The organism is Burkholderia sp. E168m23 (assembly GCF_016586125.1).
GTDB lineage: Bacteria > Pseudomonadota > Gammaproteobacteria > Burkholderiales > Burkholderiaceae > Burkholderia > Burkholderia orbicola.
In genome coordinates, this window is sequence record NZ_BCPP01001117.1 from 1 (window position 1) to 2093 (window position 2093).

Annotated in this window: 1 protein-coding gene and 1 pseudogene; both read left to right on the forward strand. The window is 73.5% G+C overall.

Annotated features, from left to right (window positions below):
- Window positions 1-1454, forward strand: a 1454-nt coding sequence (locus JMF90_RS34690; RefSeq protein WP_201326129.1) for an amidohydrolase family protein, incomplete at its 5' end; no start/stop codon positions are given.
- 93 nt (window positions 1455-1547) lie between these two features.
- Window positions 1548-2093, forward strand: a pseudogene (locus JMF90_RS34695) (phosphohydrolase); the annotation flags it as partial.

Here is a 2093-nt window from a genome sequence, read left to right on the forward strand (position 1 = left end):
TCGTCCAGCATCTGGCCGACAGCGCGTGGCTGAATGCGGCCGCGCTGCGCGCGCTCGGCTACGGGCGCGACACGCCCGATCCGCCCGGCGGCGAACTGCGGCGCGACCGCCATGGGCGGCCGACCGGGCTGCTGCTCGCGCGTCCGGACCCGGCGGTGCTGGGCGCGGTGCTCGCCCGCGCGCCGACGCTCGATGCGGCCGACCGGGTCAACTCGACGCGGCAGTTCATGCACGCGCTGAACCGCGTCGGCGTGACGAGCGCGATCGACGCCGGCGGCGACGGCCTCGCGTATCCGGACGACTATGCGGCGGTCGCGACGCTCGCGCGGCGCGGCGAATTGACGACGCGCATCGCCTATGCGCTGGGCGCGCGGCACGCGGGCCGAGAGCTCGATGATTTCGCGAAATGGATCGCGCTGACCGCGCCCGGCGACGGCGACGCGTTCCTGCGCGCGAGCGGCGCGGGCGAGCGATTGCTGTTCTCGGCGGTCGATCTCGGGAATTTCCTCGAACCGCGCGTCGAGTTGCCCGCGTCCGTCGAGGTCGAACTGGCGGCCGTCGTCCGGCTGCTCGTGCATCATCGCTGGCCGTTCCGGCTACAGGCGACCTACGACGAATCGATCGGCCGCTTCCTCGACGTGTTCGAAGCGGTGGACCGCGACACGCCGTTCGACGGGCTGCGCTGGTGCTTCGACCGCTGCGAGGCCATTTCGGACGCCAATATCGCGCGGGTCGCGGCGCTGGGCGGCGGCATCACCGTGCAGCCGCGCATGGCGTTCCAGGGCGAAGCCTTCATCGCGCGCCATGGTGCGGCGGCGGCCACGCGCGCGCCGCCGCTCCGCGCGATGCTCGCGGCCGGGCTGCCGGTCGGCGCGGGGTCCGGCGCGATGGGCGCGGCGAGCTACAACCCGTTCGTCGCGCTGTACTGGATGGTGTCGGGGCGCAGCGTGGGCGGCACCGCGCTGTATCCGGCGCGCAACCGGCTCGGCCGGATGGAGGCGCTGCGCCGCTACACGGTCGGCAGCGCGTGGTTCTCCGCGGACGAGCACCGCAAGGGCGCGCTGGTGCCCGGCCGGTATGCCGACTTCGCGGTGCTGAGCGACGATTACTTCACGATCGATGTGCGGCGCATCCCGACGCTGTCGTCGGTGCTGACGGTCGTCGACGGCAAAGTCGTGCACGCGGAACAGGAATTCTCGCCGCTTGCGCCGCCGCCGCCGCCCGTCAGCCCCGCGTGGTCGCCGGTCGCCGCAGGCGGCGCCGCCTGCGCGGCAGACGCCGACGTGCGCGACCGTTCGCATGCGTCGGCGGCGGGCGACGCGTGCGGGGTGCCCGGCGTCGATGCGTGCCGTGCGCGCGGTGATGGACGCCGCTTCGCGCGAGCTCGCTATCCGACGGCAAGTGCGGCCGCCGAGCGCTGCGAAGCCTTCGGCCGCTGCTGCGTCGCGTTTTGAGCGGTGCGTGCCGGTGCGCGACGCGTTGCGCGCCGGGTGTCGCCGTGCATCGAACGATTTTCCGCCCCGTGCACGGGGCATGAAGGAGACAGGATGAATGCTGCGCACCCGCGCGCATCGGCCACCGGCGACGAAGTGGCCGGCGTGCGCATTCCGCGCACGCCGGTGACGGTCGAGGCCGCCGACGCGGCCCGCGCGTCGTTGCCCGCCGCGCTCGCCGCTCATGCGGCGCGCGTGTTCGTATTCGCGTCGCTCGCCGCGCGGCGTGCAGGCGACGCGTGCGACGCCGACGCACTGTACGTCGCCGCGATGTACGCGAACATGGGATTGAGCCCGGCGTACTGCCGTTCGACCGAACGCTACGAGCTCGACGGCGCGGATGCCGCGCACGCGCTGCTGCTGCGGCATCGCCGGTCGCGGCGCATGCGCGACGACGTGTGGCACGCGGTCGCGCTGCATACGACGCCGGGCGTGGCCGCCCGCGCGTCGCCGCTTGCGCGCGCACTCGCATGCGCCGTGTCGACGGACCTGATGGCGACCGACTTCGACGCGTATACCGCCGACGAACGCACGGCGCTGCTCGCGGCCTACCCGCGCGGCAGCGGGTTTTCGCGAAGCGTATCTGGACATGGTCGCGCG